Annotated in this window: 16 protein-coding genes; 7 read left to right on the plus strand and 9 right to left on the minus strand. The window is 32.0% G+C overall.

Going from position 1 to position 16,650, the window contains the following annotated elements; all coding sequences use genetic code 11:
• The first annotated feature begins 48 nt into the window (after positions 1-48).
• The 4 genes from D9R05_RS13760 (at position 49) to ctlX (ending at position 4,213) form a co-directional block, all read left to right on the plus strand.
• On the plus strand, positions 49-1,335 hold the full coding sequence (locus tag D9R05_RS13760; RefSeq protein ID WP_121667810.1) for a citrate synthase: 1,287 nt from the start codon (positions 49-51) through the stop codon (positions 1,333-1,335).
• A 74-nt stretch (positions 1,336-1,409) separates the two neighbouring features.
• Positions 1,410-2,324, plus strand: a complete 915-nt coding sequence (locus D9R05_RS13765; RefSeq protein ID WP_121667850.1) for a dimethylarginine dimethylaminohydrolase family protein — start codon at positions 1,410-1,412, stop codon at positions 2,322-2,324.
• A gap of 53 nt (positions 2,325-2,377) precedes the next feature.
• Positions 2,378-3,193, plus strand: coding sequence for a hypothetical protein (locus tag D9R05_RS13770; RefSeq protein ID WP_162984997.1), 816 nt, complete (start codon positions 2,378-2,380; stop codon positions 3,191-3,193).
• Between the two features lie 84 nt (positions 3,194-3,277).
• On the plus strand, positions 3,278-4,213 hold the full coding sequence (ctlX, locus tag D9R05_RS13775; protein WP_121667812.1) for a citrulline utilization hydrolase CtlX: 936 nt from the start codon (positions 3,278-3,280) through the stop codon (positions 4,211-4,213).
• Positions 4,214-4,218: 5 nt separating this feature from the next.
• On the opposite strand, the gene D9R05_RS13780 is transcribed toward ctlX, so the two are convergent.
• Positions 4,219-5,646, minus strand: a complete 1,428-nt coding sequence (locus tag D9R05_RS13780; protein ID WP_121667813.1) for an SDR family oxidoreductase — start codon at positions 5,644-5,646, stop codon at positions 4,219-4,221.
• 72 nt (positions 5,647-5,718) lie between these two features.
• Here D9R05_RS13780 and D9R05_RS13785 point away from each other — a divergent pair, with 72 nt between their 5' ends.
• Entirely contained in the window at positions 5,719-5,922 is a 204-nt protein-coding gene (locus D9R05_RS13785; RefSeq protein ID WP_121667814.1) for a hypothetical protein, read from the plus strand.
• Position 5,923: 1 nt separating this feature from the next.
• Here D9R05_RS13785 and D9R05_RS13790 read toward each other — a convergent pair whose 3' ends face one another.
• The 3 genes from D9R05_RS13790 to D9R05_RS13800 all read right to left on the minus strand — a co-directional run bounded on the left by D9R05_RS13790 (position 5,924) and on the right by D9R05_RS13800 (position 7,541).
• Positions 5,924-6,556 (minus strand): MarC family protein, encoded by a 633-nt coding sequence (locus tag D9R05_RS13790; RefSeq protein WP_121667815.1) that lies wholly within the window; start codon positions 6,554-6,556, stop codon positions 5,924-5,926.
• Between the two features lie 106 nt (positions 6,557-6,662).
• Positions 6,663-7,088 (minus strand): hypothetical protein, encoded by a 426-nt coding sequence (locus D9R05_RS13795; protein ID WP_121667816.1) that lies wholly within the window; start codon positions 7,086-7,088, stop codon positions 6,663-6,665.
• Positions 7,089-7,100: 12 nt separating this feature from the next.
• Entirely contained in the window at positions 7,101-7,541 is a 441-nt protein-coding gene (locus tag D9R05_RS13800; RefSeq protein WP_121667817.1) for a thioredoxin family protein, read from the minus strand.
• A gap of 238 nt (positions 7,542-7,779) precedes the next feature.
• On the opposite strand from D9R05_RS13800, the gene argS reads away from it, so the two are divergent.
• Positions 7,780-9,906: an arginine--tRNA ligase gene (argS, locus tag D9R05_RS13805; RefSeq protein ID WP_121667818.1), complete on the plus strand. Its 2,127-nt coding sequence runs from the start codon at positions 7,780-7,782 to the stop codon at positions 9,904-9,906.
• A 10-nt stretch (positions 9,907-9,916) separates the two neighbouring features.
• On the opposite strand, the gene D9R05_RS13810 is transcribed toward argS, so the two are convergent.
• The 4 genes from D9R05_RS13810 to D9R05_RS13825 form a co-directional block, all read right to left on the minus strand.
• A complete protein-coding gene (locus tag D9R05_RS13810) occupies positions 9,917-10,885 on the minus strand; it encodes a YitT family protein (protein ID WP_121667819.1) in 969 nt (322 codons plus the stop codon).
• A gap of 74 nt (positions 10,886-10,959) precedes the next feature.
• A complete protein-coding gene (locus D9R05_RS13815) occupies positions 10,960-13,209 on the minus strand; it encodes a TonB-dependent receptor plug domain-containing protein (RefSeq protein WP_121667820.1) in 2,250 nt (749 codons plus the stop codon).
• A gap of 37 nt (positions 13,210-13,246) precedes the next feature.
• Positions 13,247-14,149, minus strand: a complete 903-nt coding sequence (locus D9R05_RS13820; RefSeq protein ID WP_162984998.1) for a FecR family protein — start codon at positions 14,147-14,149, stop codon at positions 13,247-13,249.
• Positions 14,150-14,205: 56 nt separating this feature from the next.
• The gene (locus D9R05_RS13825; RefSeq protein ID WP_121667822.1) at positions 14,206-14,721 is read right to left on the minus strand and encodes an RNA polymerase sigma factor; all 516 of its coding nucleotides are present in this window, start codon (positions 14,719-14,721) and stop codon (positions 14,206-14,208) included.
• A 109-nt stretch (positions 14,722-14,830) separates the two neighbouring features.
• Between D9R05_RS13825 and D9R05_RS13830 the strand changes: the two genes are divergently transcribed.
• Positions 14,831-15,283 carry a hypothetical protein gene (locus D9R05_RS13830; RefSeq protein WP_121667823.1) on the plus strand — a complete coding sequence of 151 codons (453 nt, stop codon included), beginning with the start codon at positions 14,831-14,833 and terminating at the stop codon, positions 15,281-15,283.
• 145 nt (positions 15,284-15,428) lie between these two features.
• On the opposite strand, the gene D9R05_RS13835 is transcribed toward D9R05_RS13830, so the two are convergent.
• Positions 15,429-16,628 (minus strand): glutamate-5-semialdehyde dehydrogenase, encoded by a 1,200-nt coding sequence (locus tag D9R05_RS13835; protein ID WP_121667824.1) that lies wholly within the window; start codon positions 16,626-16,628, stop codon positions 15,429-15,431.
• Positions 16,629-16,650 lie beyond the last annotated feature (22 nt).

Raw genomic sequence — 16,650 nt, forward strand, 5'->3', positions numbered from 1 at the left:
TTTTGTAAATTAGCATCACTTAAAAAAATTAAAATTCAATATATACACATGTCAAGAAACGCTACTATAGAAATTGACGGGAAAAAATATGAATTTCCTGTCGTAGAAGGTACAGAAAAGGAATTAGCAATAGATATAAAAAAGTTAAGAGCTGAAACAGGTGGTTTAATTACCATTGACCCAGGATATAAAAATACGGGTTCTTGCGAAAGTGCAATTACTTTTTTGAACGGTGAGGAAGGAATTTTACGTTACCGTGGATATTCTATTGAAGATTTAGCTGAAGAGGCAAGTTTTTTAGAAGTAGCATATTTATTGATTTTTGGAGAACTTCCAACGCAAGAACAGTTAGATAAGCTTTATGCAGATATTAAAAAAGAATCTCATGTAGATGAAGAGATGAAGAAAATCTTAGATGGTTTTCCTAAATCTGCTCACCCTATGGGAGTTTTATCTTCACTAACAAGCGCATTAATTGCTTTTAATCCAAGCGCTGTAAATGTAGATTCTGAAGAAGATATGTATAATGCCATTATTAAATTATTGGCAAAATTTCCGGTTCTTCTCGCTTGGACTTTAAGAAAGCGCAACGGTCAGCCATTAGATTATGGCGATAGTTCGTTAACTTATGTAGATAACATCTTAAAAATGATGTTTAAAAAGCCTTCAGAAAATTATGAGGTAGATCCTGTAGTTTCTGCTGCTTTAAATAAATTGCTAATTCTTCACGCAGATCACGAACAAAACTGTTCAACATCAACAGTAAGAATAGTTGGTTCTTCTCACGCGGGATTATTTGCTTCAATTTCTGCTGGTATTTCTGCACTTTGGGGACCACTTCACGGTGGAGCAAATCAAGCAGTTATTGAAATGCTAGAAGGAATTAAAGAAGATGGTGGAGATACTAAAAAGTATATGGGAAAAGCTAAAGATAAGGAAGACCCTTTCCGTTTAATGGGCTTTGGTCACCGTGTTTACAAAAACTTTGATCCACGTGCTAAAATCATAAAAAAATCTGCAGACGAAGTACTTAATAACCTTGGTGTTGAAGATCCAGTATTAGATATCGCTAAAGGATTAGAAAAAGAAGCTTTAGAGGATGATTACTTTGTAAAAAGAAAATTATATCCAAACGTAGATTTCTATTCTGGAATTATTTATAGAGCGCTAGGAATTCCTACTGAAATGTTTACGGTAATGTTTGCATTGGGTAGACTTCCGGGTTGGATTGCACAATGGAGAGAAATGCGTTTGCGTAAAGAACCTATTGGTCGTCCACGTCAAGTTTATATTGGAGAAAACCAAAGAGATTTTAAAGATATTACTAATAGATAATTTTATTATTATCGTTTTTAAAAAAGCTTCATAGAGATATGAAGCTTTTTTTATATTTGTTTAAAAATAAACTTATGTTACCACTTCATATAGAAAATGAAACTTCTCGGCTTAAGGCCGTTATTTTAGGGATTGCCAGAGAAATTGGAGACCAACCGGCTTTAGCAGATGCTTACGATCCAAAATCTAAAGAACACATAAAAGCAGGAACTTATCCTGAAGAGCAGGATATGGTTAAAGAAATGAAGGCTGTAGAAGAGGTTTTAAAAAAATATGAAGTCGAAATTCATCGTCCAAAAGTAATAGAAGAATACAATCAAATTTTTGCTAGAGATATTGGCTTTGTAATTGAAGATAAATTTATCAAAGCAAATATTCTTCCAGATCGGGAACGTGAAATTGAAGCAATTCAGCATATTATAGATCAAGTAAAACCTGAAAACGTAATTAAATTTGCAGATGAAATTCACGTAGAAGGTGGCGATGTTATGCCTCATAACGACTATATTTTTGTTGGTACTTACCGCGGAGAGGATTATGCCGATTATATTACAGCGAGAACAAATATAAAGGCAGTAAGAGCTTTACAAGAATTATTTCCGCATAAAAAAGTAAAGTCTTTCAATTTGAGAAAAGATAATAAAGACGCCAAGAATAATGCATTGCATTTAGATTGCTGCTTTCAGCCTGTCGGAAAAAATAAAGCCATTATTCATAAAAATGGTTTTTTAGATGAAAGTGAATATGAATGGTTGGTTAATTATTTCGGTAAAGAAAATGTTTTTGAAATTACAAAAGAAGAAATGTATAATATGAACAGCAATATTTTTTCAATTGCTGAAGATGTGGTTATTTCAGAAAAAACTTTTACTCGTCTAAATAGTTGGTTACGTAAAAATGGCATTACTGTAGAAGAAGTTCCTTATGCAGAAATCGCAAAACAAGAAGGTTTGTTGCGTTGTTCTACCTTGCCTTTAATTAGGGAGTAGCGTAATTAATAATATTTTTTTTCGACTAAAGATCAATAACCAACTTGATCTTTATGAAAAACCTGTTGTTAATTTTAACTCTACTATTAAGCACATTCATGAGTTTTTCTCAAGGAAGAATAGATGGTTTTTATAAAGAAAAAGGAGATGTAAGTTTTGTATTAGGCGGTGGTTTTGAAGATAGCAAAGATTATTTTGCAGGAACGGATAAAAAAGAGCTTAGTCGAGATATTTATTATACTAACTTGTATTTTGCTTACGGAATTTTAAACGATTTTGATGTGAGTGTTTCACTTCCATTTATTGTCAGTAAAAACGAGCGTAGCTTTCAAGATATTTCTATTTTTTTAAAGTATCGCTTGTATAAAAAACAATTTGCAAATAGTAAACTTCAGTTTAGTATTGGTGGAGGTTTTTCTACCAACGTAAGCGATTATAACTTAGGGACTTTGTATGATATTGGTCAACAAGCTAGTATTTTTGAGTCTCGAGCTCTAGTTCATTACAAACATAATAGCGGTTGGTTTTCAACCTTTCAAAGTGGCTTTTCTTATAAACTAGAAGAAGTTCCTAATTCATTTCCCTTAGTTTTTAAAGTAGGAAGAGCTCTACCTAACTGGTATTATGAAGCTTTTTATGATTATCAATATTCTTTTGGTGGCATTGATTATCTAGGAACACCGCCGCCTCAAAATTTTAAAGAATTTGGAGTAAATTATCATAAAGTCGGCGCTACACTTTATAGAACATTTACCAAAAACATAGGTGTTTATATTACCTATTCTTATATTTTGAAAGGAAGAAATGTATTTCAAGGACCAACTTATGGTTTAGGGCTTGTTTATAATCTTAAAACTAACAATAACTAATTCAAATTAATAAAATAAAGGATTAGTTAGCGTCTTAGATTTCTTATTTTTGCATAGAATTTAATCTCTTATTAACTCGTAGTTATGCAACAAATTACCAATACTATATTAATGATTAGACCGGTAGCCTTTAGGATGAATGAAGAAACTGCTGTCAATAATTATTTTCAGAAATCAATAGCGGAAGAAAATGAAGCGATTACCAAAAAAGCACAAGAAGAATTTGATGCTTTTGTTAGCAAATTGCGTAAAGTTGGAGTAGAGGTAATTGTAGTTGATGACATTAAAGAAAATAATACACCGGACTCTATTTTCCCTAATAATTGGGTTTCTTTTCACGAAAATGGAAATGTAGCTTTGTATCCAATGTTTGCTAAAAATAGACGTCCTGAGCGTCGTGAAGATATTTTAGCAACTTTAGAAGAAAAAGGTTTTCAGATAAAAAATATAGTAGATTATACTACTGCGGAAGAAGAAGAAGTTTATTTAGAGGGAACCGGAAGTCTATTGTTAGATCGCGCCAATGAAAAAGCATATTGCGCATTATCTGATCGAGCAGATGAAGCTTTAGTGATAGAGTTTTGTGAAGAGTTTGAATACATGCCAATTATTTTTACGGCTAATCAAACGGTAAATGGAGAACGAAAAGCAATTTATCATACCAATGTGATGATGTGTTTAGCAGAAGATTTTGTAGTAATTTGTCTGGATACAATTGACGATAAAAAAGAGCGTAAAACAATTGTAAAAATCTTAAAGGAAGACGGTAAAGAAATTATAACTATTTCTGAAGACCAAATGCACGAGTTTGCCGGGAATATGTTACAAGTAGAAGGTGCTTTTCAGAAAAAATACTTGGTAATGAGTGAACGTGCACATCAAAGTTTAACGGCAGATCAAGTTGCTAAAATAGAAAAGCACTGTGAGATTTTAAGCAGTAATTTGCATACTATAGAAACCCTTGGTGGCGGAAGTGCCCGTTGTATGATGGCCGAAGTGTTTTTGCCAAAAGAGGATTAAATAAATTAATCTTCTTTTGCAATTTCATTTAGCATTCCTTTAAAAATAAAATAATGAAACGGGAGCATACTATACCAGTATGCTCTTCCGGCTAAACCTCTAGGTCTAAAAGTTGCTGTTTGATGAATGATATTTTCTTCATCTATACAAAACTCTAACCAAGCTTCTCCGGGAACGCGCATTTCGGCAAATAAAAGAAGACGTTTTTTTTCTTTATCAGCTAAGAGAACACGCCAAAAGTCTAACGAATCTCCTGTATTAATTTTATTGGCATGTGTTCTTCCTCTTCGTAAACCAACGCCTCCAAATAATTTGTCAAGAAAACCTCTGAATCTCCATAACGAATTTCCATAGTACCATCCATTTTCACCACCTATACTCCAAATTTTTTCAAGTGATTTTTCGGGATTTTCAGCCTTTTGCTGTTGATTATCTTTTATGCAACCATGGGAAGGTACTTTTACGTATTTATTGAGATCTTTTCTAAAACGTCCGCTTACTTTAGAATCTTTCCAGCTGGAAATAACCTGATTTTGTTCAATTTTATCAAAAGCTAGTTTAATGGCTTCTGTATATGAAATAGGCTGAATGTTCAGCATTTTTTGAAGTCGATTATCTTTAGAAACTACTTCTACCTTCATACTGTCAACCAAATTTGAAGCTAATTTATAAGAAGTAGAGGTTACAAAATATAGCCAATACGAAGATAATTTTGGGGATAAAAAAGGAACTCCTACAATGTGCAATTGTAAACCACGAATGTTAGAATACGAAAGCATCATTTTTTTGTAAGTTAAAATTTCGGGGCCGGCAATATCAAAATTTTCATCGTAACATTTTTCGTTGTCTAGAACTCCCATTAAAAACTGAAGTACATCTCTAATAGCAATGGGTTGTGTTTTGGTGTTTACCCAGCGAGGTGTAATCATAAAGGGAAGTTTTTCACAGAGATCCCGAATAATTTCAAAAGAAGAACTCCCTGAACCAACTATAATTCCGGCTTGTAAACAAGTAAGATGAAAGCTTCCTTTAGAAAGAATTTGACCAACTTTTTCTCGTGAACTTAGATGTTTAGAGCTTACTTTATCATTTGTCATTCCAGTTAAAAAGATGACTTGTTTTATTGATGTTTCAGCAACATATGTATTAAAATTTTTAGCTGCCTGTGCTTCTTTTTCATCAAAATCTGATGTAGATGAGGTCATAGAATGGATGAGGTAGTAGGCAGCATCAATATCTTTAGGTAAAATATCTTGCTCAACTTTTTTTAAAAAGTCAATTTCTACAATTTCTATCTTTTCTAAGGTTTCTTTATCAACAGAAAGTCTGTCGGCGCTTCTTACTGCGCAAACTACTTGATGATTCATCTCTAAAAGAAGAGGAAGTAAACGCATACCGATATAACCGTTTGCTCCCGTCAATAAAATTTTCATAGCATTATTTTACTTGAATTTACAGTAAAATATTTATATTTCCATAGAATAAAATTTATTGTTGCTTAGAAAATGAAAAACACATTAAAAGTTGTTTTGTTACTGGTGGGGAGCGGACTTATTTTGTATGGTTTGTACACGCTTTTTTTTCCACATATTTCTTTACAAAACGGAACCGATAAAGTTGCTGCAGATCAAGATAATATGCAATCTTTTGCTATGATTTGCCTTGGCGTTTTATCATTTATTGGTGGTGTTGCTTTTAAGAAAAGGTAATTTAAGCAAACGCAATTCCTAAAACCGTCATTATAGAAGAGCTGATATATTCTATCCCGATAGCGATAACAATAAAACCGATTATTCTAGATATGGCGTTAATCCCCGAGGCTCCCAAATATTTTACAATAAAATGAGCACTTTTTAGCATCAAAAAAGTAGCGGTACAAGTAAGTGCAATTGCTAATACAATAACAAGTCGGTCTAAAATTAAATGATGGTCTTCTTGTAAACCTATTAATAATGAAATTGCTCCCGGACCGGCAAGCATAGGGATGGCAAGAGGAGTGAGCGAAACACCGTCGCGTTCTTTTACATCGTTCTTTACTTTTTCACGATCCATTCCTTTGTGTTTATTGAACGATCCTGTTAATAAAGCAAATCCGGATGAAACAATAATTAATCCACCGGCAATTCGTAGAGATTCAATACTAATTCCGAAGAAATTTAAGATGTACTTTCCGGTAAAAAAAGCGATTGATAAAATTACAAAGGTATTAATTGCTGCTAATAATGAGGTTTTAGAACGTTCTGCTGAAGAGTCTTCTTTTGTTAATCCTACAAATACAGGAACCGTTCCTAAAGGGTTAATTACCGAGAATAAAGCGGCAAAAACATAAATAAATAAATCCATTAGTTTTTGCGGCAAATATGATCTGAAATCTATAGCTAAACGTAAGTTTTAATTTAAATGAATGTTACTCAATTATTAAAAAGAAACTATAAAAAAGCCCGAATGTTTATAAATTGTTTTTGGAAGATGTCCAATGATCTGCTTTGTAGTTGGTAAGCTTTTTCATAAAATTATGTATGCGTTTAGAATCGGCTTTAATTTTAATAAAATAATGGTCACGATAAATAGAATATTCTTCTGCTTTTCCTTTATAGAGTTTTAATTTATAAAAAGGAATTACAAGAGCATACGTTTCTAAAAGCGATCTAAACGTAACAATAATGCCGTCGGGGCGCATTTCTATTCCGCAAGTATTAATGTATTTGTCAAGAATAAGTAAGTTGTGAATTTCTATACTTGTAGTAGTAATAAATAATTTGCCACTACCAATTCCGCCTAATTTTATACGTTCCATTAGAGTAAAAGGCTTACCGACTTCAGCATTTATTTTTTCTTTTATTTCAGGCTTATTATAAGAAACGTTGAGTAGCATCGTAAATTTAAATTATTCTTGGGTAAAAATTTTACCTAAGTTAATAAACTCAATTGGACTTTTGAACCCAGAAATGCGGTTTAATATTCTCCCATTTCCACCATCCAAATAAAGTAAAGTTGGATAACTTTGGAGACCAATACTTTTTGCAATCTCAGCGCCTTCACCTTTTTCTCCATTAAGAGCTAAACTGATATATTCTTTATTATAGAAGTTGCCAACATTTTCGTTACGCAAGGTTTTTTTCTTTAATGATTTACAGACGCCACACCAATTGGCGTACAGGTAAATAAATACCAGTTTTTTCTCTTTTTTGGCTTTTTCTAAAGCTTCTTGATAAGTGCCATTATAAAAATCAATTCCTCTTTTTGTAGTTGAAGCGGAATTAGTAAAGCTGTAAAAAGTAAGCGATAAAACTAAGGTTGAAATAATTGTTTTTAGCGATAAATTCATTGTTCTATATTAGAAACTTTTTCAGTAATATATTGCATCAAAAAGCTAACCAAAAAAAGGTATATAAATTTACAAGTTAATTGGCTGATTAACAATTAAACAGTATTCTGTTAGGAATCAATTTTTTAAAGTTGATTTTTCCCTGATAAAAGATGGTAGTTTTTTAAAAAGGAAAGCCAAGCTAGAAGCTAGTCAACTCTAATTTTTAAATTATCTTTGTGCTTCAAATTTTTCATCCATGAATATTCAGGAAACACTTACACAGAAAGTAAACGAAGCAGTAGAGAAACTTCATTCAGCAAGTATAGACCACGTAGAGTTTCAAGCCACGCGCAAAGAATTTGCGGGCGATATTACGGTGGTTATTTTCCCGATGTTACGGCAAGTAAAAACGAATCCTGTAGTTTTAGGTGAAGCCATCGGAAACTATTTGAAAGAAAATGTAACGGAGGTTGCTGATTTTAATGTCGTAAAAGGTTTTCTAAATATTGTTTTAAGTGATAATTATTTTCTGAAAAGTTTTAACAACATTAAAGACGATACAAATTACGGAAGCATAAAAACCGATGAAAATTCACCAAAAATCATGGTAGAATATTCATCGCCAAATACTAATAAGCCGCTTCATTTAGGCCATATCAGAAATAATTTATTAGGCTATTCTGTAGCTGAAATTTTAAAAGCTGCCGGTAATACCGTTTACAAAACCCAAATTATTAATGACCGTGGAATACATATTTGCAAAAGTATGGTCGCATGGAGAGATTTATCTCCAAGAGATAAAAATGGAGAAAGAGAAACACCACAGTCTAGAAATATAAAAGGGGATAAATTTGTAGGTGAATATTATGTGAAATTTGATAAAGAATTTAAATATCAACTGAATGAAATTATTGGGGATGTAGTAAATAAAATTAATTCAGCTTTGAATAAAAGTATAGAGAATCAGGAATTTAATATTTATAAAGCAATTAAAAATTCTGAAATATCTGAAGAGTATTTTGATGCTATTGGTAAGTCTGTCAAAGAGTTTTATGGATTTGATAATTTAATCTCTGAAAAAGAAATAGAATCGTTGCCGTATTCAAATTTAGATTATATTTTCATTGAACAAGGTGAAAAAATTGAAAAGATAAAATCTTCAAGAGATAAATTTGTGGAAATATTTGGTGATTTATATCTAAATAAATCTGCAAAAGAAAAGTTTTCAGAAAAAGATATCAGAAAAGTAAAAGCCCTATTAGATAAAAACTTCACTAATGTTGTTCCAATTCTTTTAGAAGCCCAAAAAATGTTACAACTGTGGGAAGCCGGCGATGAAGACGTAGTGGCACTTTGGAAAAAAATGAACCAGTGGGTTTATGATGGTTTTAAAGAAACCTATCGAGAATTGGGCGTAGATTTCGATAAAAATTATTACGAAAGCGATACTTATTTATTAGGAAAAGAAGTGGTTAACGATGGACTTGAAAAAGGAGTTTTTTACCGAAAAGAAGATGGCAGCGTTTGGATAGATTTAACTGATGAAGGCTTAGATGAAAAAATTGTATTACGAGCCGACGGAACCGCGGTTTATATGACGCAAGATATCGGAACCGCAATTCAGCGGGTTAAAGATTTCGATATTAACGGAATGGTCTACACTGTTGGTAATGAACAAGATTATCATTTTAAAGTTTTATTCTTGATTCTGAAAAAATTAGGTTTTGAATGGGCAAATCATTTGTATCATTTAAGTTACGGAATGGTAGATTTACCAAGCGGAAAAATGAAGAGTAGAGAAGGAACTGTTGTAGATGCAGATGATTTGATAAAAGAAATGACTAAAACCGCTCAAGAAATTTCTGAAGAATTAGGAAAACTAGATGGTTATACCGAAGAAGAAAAAGAAAAGTTGTATAAAACCATCGGTCTCGGAGCATTAAAATATTATATTTTAAAAGTCGATCCCAAAAAACGAATTTTATTTAACCCGGAAGAGTCGGTAGATTTTCAAGGAAATACAGGTCCGTTTATTCAGTATACGTATGCTAGAATTCAATCCATTTTAAGAAAAGCAACTTTCAATTATCAAGAAGACATTCAATCATATAATTTACACGAGAAAGAGCGAGAATTAATTAAACAATTACAACTTTTTCCAGAACAAGTTCAGCAAGCTGCGGCACAACACAGTCCGGCTTTAATTGCAAATTACACCTATGATTTGGTAAAAGAATTTAATTCCTTCTATCAAAATGTAAGTATTCTGGGTGTAGATAATCAAGAAGAAAAAATTTTTAGAGTTCAATTAGCAAAAACTGTAGCTAATACCATAAAAAGTGCTTTTGAATTATTAGGAATAGATGTACCTGAACAGATGTAAGATAAAAGGTTTAATGTAAAGGGCGGCGTTTAATCATTCCGCCTTTTGTATCTTTTACCGGTGTCATTACCACAAACGCATTAGAATCTATTTTTAAGATTTCAGTATTTAATCGGTTAAGTTCTAGGCGAGTGATAACGGTATAAATAATATCTAATCGGTCGTCGCCTTGTGCGTGTTTTACACCGCGTTCACCTTTATAAACTGTTACGCCACGACGCATTTTATTGATGATCATTTCTCGAATTTCATCACTATGGACTGAAACTATATTTACAGCTATGTATTCTTCAATTCCTTCAACAACAAAATCGAGTGTTTTAGAGGCAGCGAAATAAGTAATCATAGAATATAAAGCGGCTTCAATAGAAAGTAACCACGCTGCAGTAGAGAAAATTATAACGTTTATAGCAATAATAATATCACCAATGGTAACGCCAAATTTTCTACTCAAATAAATTGCTAAAACCTCTGTACCATCAATTACAGCACCGCCTCTTACTGAAAAACCAATTCCTGCGCCTAAAAAAAATCCGCCAAAAACAGCTACCAATAATTTATCATCGGTAACTTCAGGAAAATGAACATTTGCAATAACTAAGGCCAATATACCAATAGCAATAGCGGTTTTTACGGCAAATTGTTTTCCTACAATATTAAAACCAAGTAAAACAAAAGGAATGTTGACAATTAAAATTAGCCAGTATAAAGGTAAATCTGTTAGTCCGGAAGAAAGTAAAGCAATTCCTGTAGCACCACCATCAATAAAATTATTGGGTAATAAAAAACTTTCTAAGCCAAAGGCAGCAGAAAAAATTCCGCAAAGAATAAATAAAATCTCTTTTACTAATTGTAATATAGATATTTTGAATTTTCTAAACGCTTTCGCAAACCTAAACTCAGAAACTGTTGCGCCAGGTTTAATATCATCTTCGGTTAAAATAAACCGATTTACAATTTTTCGCCAAAAGTTATTCATTACAGAGAAAATATTTCTTGCACCGAAGATAGATATTTAAAATGAAAGATAACACTTACAAAACTATTGTAAACTTAGAATTTTAATCGGAACACAAAATTTGGTGTTAAGCCTAATGCTTCTTGCTCTATAAGTTCAATGTCATTGTTATTTGGGCGCTCATAATAGGCATTTATAATATTTTTTCTGTCTAATAAATTCCAAATAGAAATACCTACGTAAGCATCCAGATTTTTGTTGAGGTTAAACTCTTTACTTGCAGAAACATCTACTCGTAAATAGTTTTTTAGGTTGCTACTGTTAGCTTCTTCATATTGAAAAATATTATTTTCAAGTCCATCTGCTGTTAGTGGTGTAAAGGGTTTTCCGGAACGCCAATTTATTCCTCCTGAAAATTTAAACTGATCTAAATTATAAGACGCTGCAACAGATAAGGAATTGATAATTTCTACATTATTCGGAAAACTAGTGTTTCCTAAATTATCGAAAATATAGTTATTGTTGGTAAGCGAATAGCTAATCCAGGCGCTCAGATTTTCAAAGCGTTTGTTAACTAAAAAATCAATTCCGTTAATCGTATAATCACCAATAATTTGTGCATACTGATACTGATTTTGAAATCCTTGACTTTGCGAGCTGATATTGTCTACTTTTTTGGTGTATGCTTCAGCGCTAAAAAGCCATTGATTTCTATAATATCGAAGTCCTAAAGAAAGCTGCTTACTCTTTAATATGGGAATGTCTTGTTGATTAGCTAATTGCCATCTTCTTTTTTCAATTCCTAAAAAATCAGTTTCAAAATCTATTATTTGTGTGGTGGTTTGGCTTTTTAACTCTCCTAAAACTTCTAGGGTGAAAAAATCTAAAAAACGCTGATTAAAAGTAATACGAGGTTCTGCTAATAATAAATTAAACTTGTTGAAGTAATTAAACCTTCCGCCAATTTCAGCTCGTGTTTGCTTATTGTCAGATCTGTATTTTATGGATGAAAATAGCGCGTGAGTGGTTAATGATTCTTCATCTTCTTGCATAAAAGAAGGGTTGCTAATTTTTTCGGTATCACGAATATTCGTTCCTATAAATTCATATCCATTTTGAAATTGGAAATACTTATTGAAATTTAGAAGCGTATTAATTTTTAGCCCAAATTCATTTACATTATTTTCTTGGTAAACCCGTTGATCTTCAAAAACGTCGGCATTAGTTCCGTTAACATTGTAATTTGAATAATAAAATTGAGTAGAGCTTTCAAAATTATTGCTCCATGTTCTGTTATGATGAATACCAAAACCTAAACTTTTTTGAGACAAACTACTTTCTCTCGAAACTAGATTGCCGCCGATTAGTGCATTTTCTGTAAAAGCTAAATCATTTCCGGTGTAAATGAAATTTACACGTAATTTATCTTGGTCAGAAAAATCATATAGCCAACGTACACTTGCATCAAAAAAATTAAAATCTTGGTCGCTATTGATACTTTGTGGAGTGCTGGAAGTTATTTCGGTATCTTGAAAAGCTCGATCGTAGTATTGATAATAAGTAGGGGTAATAAAAAAACCGTTTATTGAATTTCTTGCAGAAACTTGAATAGAAGATTTTTCACCTAGAGGGGTATCAACAAATCCATGAGTGCTTATAAAATTTACACCGACTTCTCCATAAAAATTTTTGTTGAGGTCTTTTTCGGTTTCCATGGAAATAACACTGGAAACGCTATTGCCAAAAGCCGGGTTTGTACCATTTTTTATAAGACTTACTTTTTTTGTTTGATATGGATTGAAGGAAGAAATTAAGCCAAAAAAGTGTCCATATTGATACATTCTAATGCCATCCCACAAAATTAAATTCTGATCGTTGGTGCCACCGCGGACATTAATATTAGAAACTGTTTCATTTACACTTTCTACACCGGGAAGTGCTTGTAATGTTTGTAAAGCATCGGGCTCTATTAGACCGGGAAGGATTCCGAAATTTTTATAGTTAATTTCAAAAACACCATTATTTTTTTTGTTGATTCCTTTTGCTAAGAAGTTAGTAAGCATAACTTCTTCTAGCTTTTCTACAGGTTTAAAATTTTCGTGATCTTTTTTTTTTTGAATCGCAATAATATTATTGCTTATAGCTTGAAATAAAAAGTTGGTTTGCTTATTTAGATAAGTCATCGTTTCGTTGAACGATAAGTTAGTATCAGGAGGAATAAGCTCAATTTTTTTTACATCACGATTTGCATAAGAAAATTTGATGTTAAAACGCTTTTCAATTTGAGTTAATATTTGTGTAAGTGGGAGTTTTTTTTCTTGGGTTTGTGCAGTGATACTTCCCAAAGAAAATAATATAATAAAAAATAAACAGTATATTTTTTTACTCACGTTCACTTAAGATTACAGTACTGTTGTTTTGCTCGTACGTTAGATTAAAAGGAACGGTAATAGATTGTAAGGCCGTTTTTAAATCGTTATGTACAAAGCTTCCGGTAAACAACTCGTCTGTATCAAAAGTAAGTTTTTTTAACGTAATCTCTATATTATATTGGCGTTCTAATTCTGAGATAACTTGTTCTAGCGGTACGCTGTTAAAGCTACTTACGCCATCTAGCCAACTTGGTTTACGCGCAGAGATACCTTTTTGATGGGTGATGTTTCCAATTAACTGAAAATTTTCTCCGGCAGCTAATTTAATTTCTTTTTGTGGTGTAGTTACTTTCACTAAACCTTCGTAGCAAGTTACTTCTAAATAATCTCCACGTTGCTTTACATTAAATTTAGTGCCTAAAACACTAATATTTCCAGCTGTGGTTTCTACCGTGAATTTTTTTCCTTTGGCAACTTCAAAATAAGCCTCTCCGTTAAGTTTTAACAGACGGTTTTTATTCCATTTAGATTTATAATAAGTCAATGAAGAACCATCATTTAGTTCTACAGAAGATTCATCGGGAAGAATTACATGTTCTGTTGTTCCAGCTAGTGCTTGTATTTCTGTAGCAGAATTGTAAGAAATAGCAAAATATACTGAAAACGCAATTGCTGCAACTGCTGCAACTTTAAGAAGCTGTTTAGTCCAAGAAGATTTTTGTTTAGATTCTTCTATAGCCGCATTTATTTTTTGAAAGCTTTTTGCTTTATTATATGCGGGAACTGTAAACTGCTCTGCGGTTTCAGCTATTTTTTTATAATCCTGATACTCTTCTAATTGGCGTAACTCGTTCAGCTCTTCTTGTGAGAGCTGATTGTCTAGCCATTTTTGTATGAGTTTTTCTTGCTTCATCTTTTTCATTTCTCTGCTTATAAAACAATTAGATAGCTTTTTTTCCTACCCCGTCATTAAATTTCTTTAATATCTTTTCTTAATTTTTTAAGCGCACTGTAAATTCTTTTTTCAACTGCTTTTCTAGAAATACCTAATTCTTCTGCAATTTGTTTATGTCTTTTTCCTTCTACACGATTCATTAAAAAAGCGGTTCGTTGCGCATCGGTTAAATTGGCAAGTGCTTTTTGATATTTTTTTAGGTATTCTTCTTCCTCTAGTAAAAATTGAGGATCTTGATTGTCTATATTGGCTCTTTTGCTTTTCTGATATTTTAAAACAACCTTTTTGTGCTTAGCTTCATTAAGCATTAAATTATTTGCGACAGTAAAAAGAAAACTTTTTGCTTTATCAGGAGGAACGGTTTTGCAATTTTTCCAAAGCTTTATAAAAGCTTCTTGCATTTTATCTTCGGGATTTAAATCTTCACCAAACTTAAAATAGAGAAAATTAAAAATATGGTCTGCATAAGTGTCATAAATCTTAGCGAAAATGGACTCTTTGCATACGTTATCATTTAACTTTTTTGTCATTTTTAATTTAATTTTCGCAGTAAATTTAGAAAAAAATTAATGTATTGGTAGGAATTTTTTATTTTGTGTTGTTCTATTTTTGTAAATTGACGGGTAAAATGAGAAAAATATGAAAACCAATTTATTAAACTCTCTTTTGCTTTATTGGTCTTTTGAAAACGCTGAGATTGTAAATGAGGGCCTTTCTAGTTTAAGCTCTGTTAATTTATCTGGTTTTGCTAAACAAGATAATACTAATATTGAAGAAGTTACATGTTTGGCGGTTTTATATCCTCTTTTTTTAGAGGTTTATAGTGAAAAAGAGATGATTGTTGTAAAGTTGAAAGAAGAACAAGATTTTGCAGCTTTTTTAGCTGAAATAGATGAAGATTTAATTGTTAGATTGAATTTTCCTTTAAAAATAATTATTAATGATAAAGAGGAGGTAATCGCTTCTGAAGAAAAGTTTTTAGCCACAATTAGTAATCAGCTAAATAATATGAATAAATCTTCACAAGCAGCTTTTTATAAAGAAAAAAATAGAGCCGTAAATTGTGTCTCTTCACCATATATTTTCAGATGAAACCATTTGGAAATTGTTAGTTGTTTTTAGTTAAACATTTTTTATTATTTGGGGTGAAAAAGTCGTTGTAATGACGGCTTTTTCTTTTTTTATAAAAAAAAACGCCCGTTAAAAAACAGGCGTTCTCATTTATAAAATTAAGATTTTACTCTCTAATATGTCCGTCTCCAAAAACATAATATTTATTAGTCACCAATTGTTTTAATCCTAACGGACCACGGTGGTGTAATTTATCTGTGCTTATTGCTAATTCTGCCCCAACACCCATTTGTCCGCCATCTGTAAATCTGGTAGAAGCATTGTGGTAAACAGCAGCACTATCAATTTGTTCCATAAATTTAGCCGCTTTCTCTTTATCTTCAGTTAATATGGAAGCAGAGTGACCACCTGAATATTTGTTGATCATTTCTATAGCTTGGTCAAGACCATCAACTTCAGCTAATAGAATTTTAAGCGCTAAAAACTCTTCATACCAAATATCTTCGTTTGGTATTTTATCTTCGTTGCTGAGTGTTTTTCCTACCTTGTTATCAACTAAAATATCAACATTCACTTTCTTCATTACTTCTTGAAGCTCTTTAAGTTTCGTTTCGTAATTAGGAATATTTTTGTCGATTAATACTTTATCTAGAGCATTGCAACCAGAAATTTTATCTGTTTTTGCATTTACAATGACTTTTACTGTTTTCTCCCAATCAGCATCTTCGGCAACATATAAAAAGTTGTTTCCTCTACCACTAATAAGTACAGCGCAAGTGGCGTGATCTTTAACAAATTTAATTAAACGTTCACTTCCGCGAGGAACGATAAGATCTAATTTTTCGGTAGGGTTTCTTAAGAACTCTTGGGTTTCTTCACGTTTTAAGTGAAGTAGTTTGATCCAATCTTTAGAGAGGTCGTTTTCTTCTAAAGCCTCATGCCAGCATTTTTCTAAAATTAAATTACTGTTGATAGCCTCTTTTCCACCTTTTAGTAAAATTTTATTATTGGCTTTAAAAGCGAGAACTGCAGCTTCAATTGTTACATCCGGACGAGATTCGTAAATAATCATAATTGTTCCGAAGGGAGCAGTTCTATTAGTTATTTTTAAACCGCTATCTAAAGTAATGTCAGAAATTTCTTTTCCGACAGGATCTTCTTGTTCTTTTACTTCTTTAATAGCTTGAATCATGCCGTCAACTTTAGCTTCGTTTACAACCAATCGGTCGTATAAAGCTTGATCGTCACGATTAAAAGCCTCAAGATCTTTTTGATTTTCTTTTATAATATTTGCTCGTTCTCGATCAATAATTTTCATCATTGATTCTAGAACTTTATCTTTTATTTTTGAACTTAAAAGTTTCATGTGTTGTTTTTAAAAATTAAAC

This window comes from Mesonia aquimarina (assembly GCF_003667275.1).
Lineage (GTDB): Bacteria > Bacteroidota > Bacteroidia > Flavobacteriales > Flavobacteriaceae > Mesonia > Mesonia aquimarina.

Coding starts and splice junctions, on each gene's coding strand:
- D9R05_RS13760 (WP_121667810.1), top strand. CDS start 49: ATGTCAAGAAACGCTACTATAGAAATTGACGGGAAAAAATATGAATTT.
- D9R05_RS13765 (WP_121667850.1), top strand. CDS start 1,410: ATGTTACCACTTCATATAGAAAATGAAACTTCTCGGCTTAAGGCCGTT.
- D9R05_RS13770 (WP_162984997.1), top strand. CDS start 2,378: ATGAAAAACCTGTTGTTAATTTTAACTCTACTATTAAGCACATTCATG.
- ctlX (WP_121667812.1), top strand. CDS start 3,278: ATGCAACAAATTACCAATACTATATTAATGATTAGACCGGTAGCCTTT.
- D9R05_RS13780 (WP_121667813.1), bottom strand. CDS start 5,646: ATGAAAATTTTATTGACGGGAGCAAACGGTTATATCGGTATGCGTTTA.
- D9R05_RS13785 (WP_121667814.1), top strand. CDS start 5,719: ATGAAAAACACATTAAAAGTTGTTTTGTTACTGGTGGGGAGCGGACTT.
- D9R05_RS13790 (WP_121667815.1), bottom strand. CDS start 6,556: ATGGATTTATTTATTTATGTTTTTGCCGCTTTATTCTCGGTAATTAAC.
- D9R05_RS13795 (WP_121667816.1), bottom strand. CDS start 7,088: ATGCTACTCAACGTTTCTTATAATAAGCCTGAAATAAAAGAAAAAATA.
- D9R05_RS13800 (WP_121667817.1), bottom strand. CDS start 7,541: ATGAATTTATCGCTAAAAACAATTATTTCAACCTTAGTTTTATCGCTT.
- argS (WP_121667818.1), top strand. CDS start 7,780: ATGAATATTCAGGAAACACTTACACAGAAAGTAAACGAAGCAGTAGAG.
- D9R05_RS13810 (WP_121667819.1), bottom strand. CDS start 10,885: ATGAATAACTTTTGGCGAAAAATTGTAAATCGGTTTATTTTAACCGAA.
- D9R05_RS13820 (WP_162984998.1), bottom strand. CDS start 14,149: ATGAAGCAAGAAAAACTCATACAAAAATGGCTAGACAATCAGCTCTCA.
- D9R05_RS13825 (WP_121667822.1), bottom strand. CDS start 14,721: ATGACAAAAAAGTTAAATGATAACGTATGCAAAGAGTCCATTTTCGCT.
- D9R05_RS13830 (WP_121667823.1), top strand. CDS start 14,831: ATGAAAACCAATTTATTAAACTCTCTTTTGCTTTATTGGTCTTTTGAA.
- D9R05_RS13835 (WP_121667824.1), bottom strand. CDS start 16,628: ATGAAACTTTTAAGTTCAAAAATAAAAGATAAAGTTCTAGAATCAATG.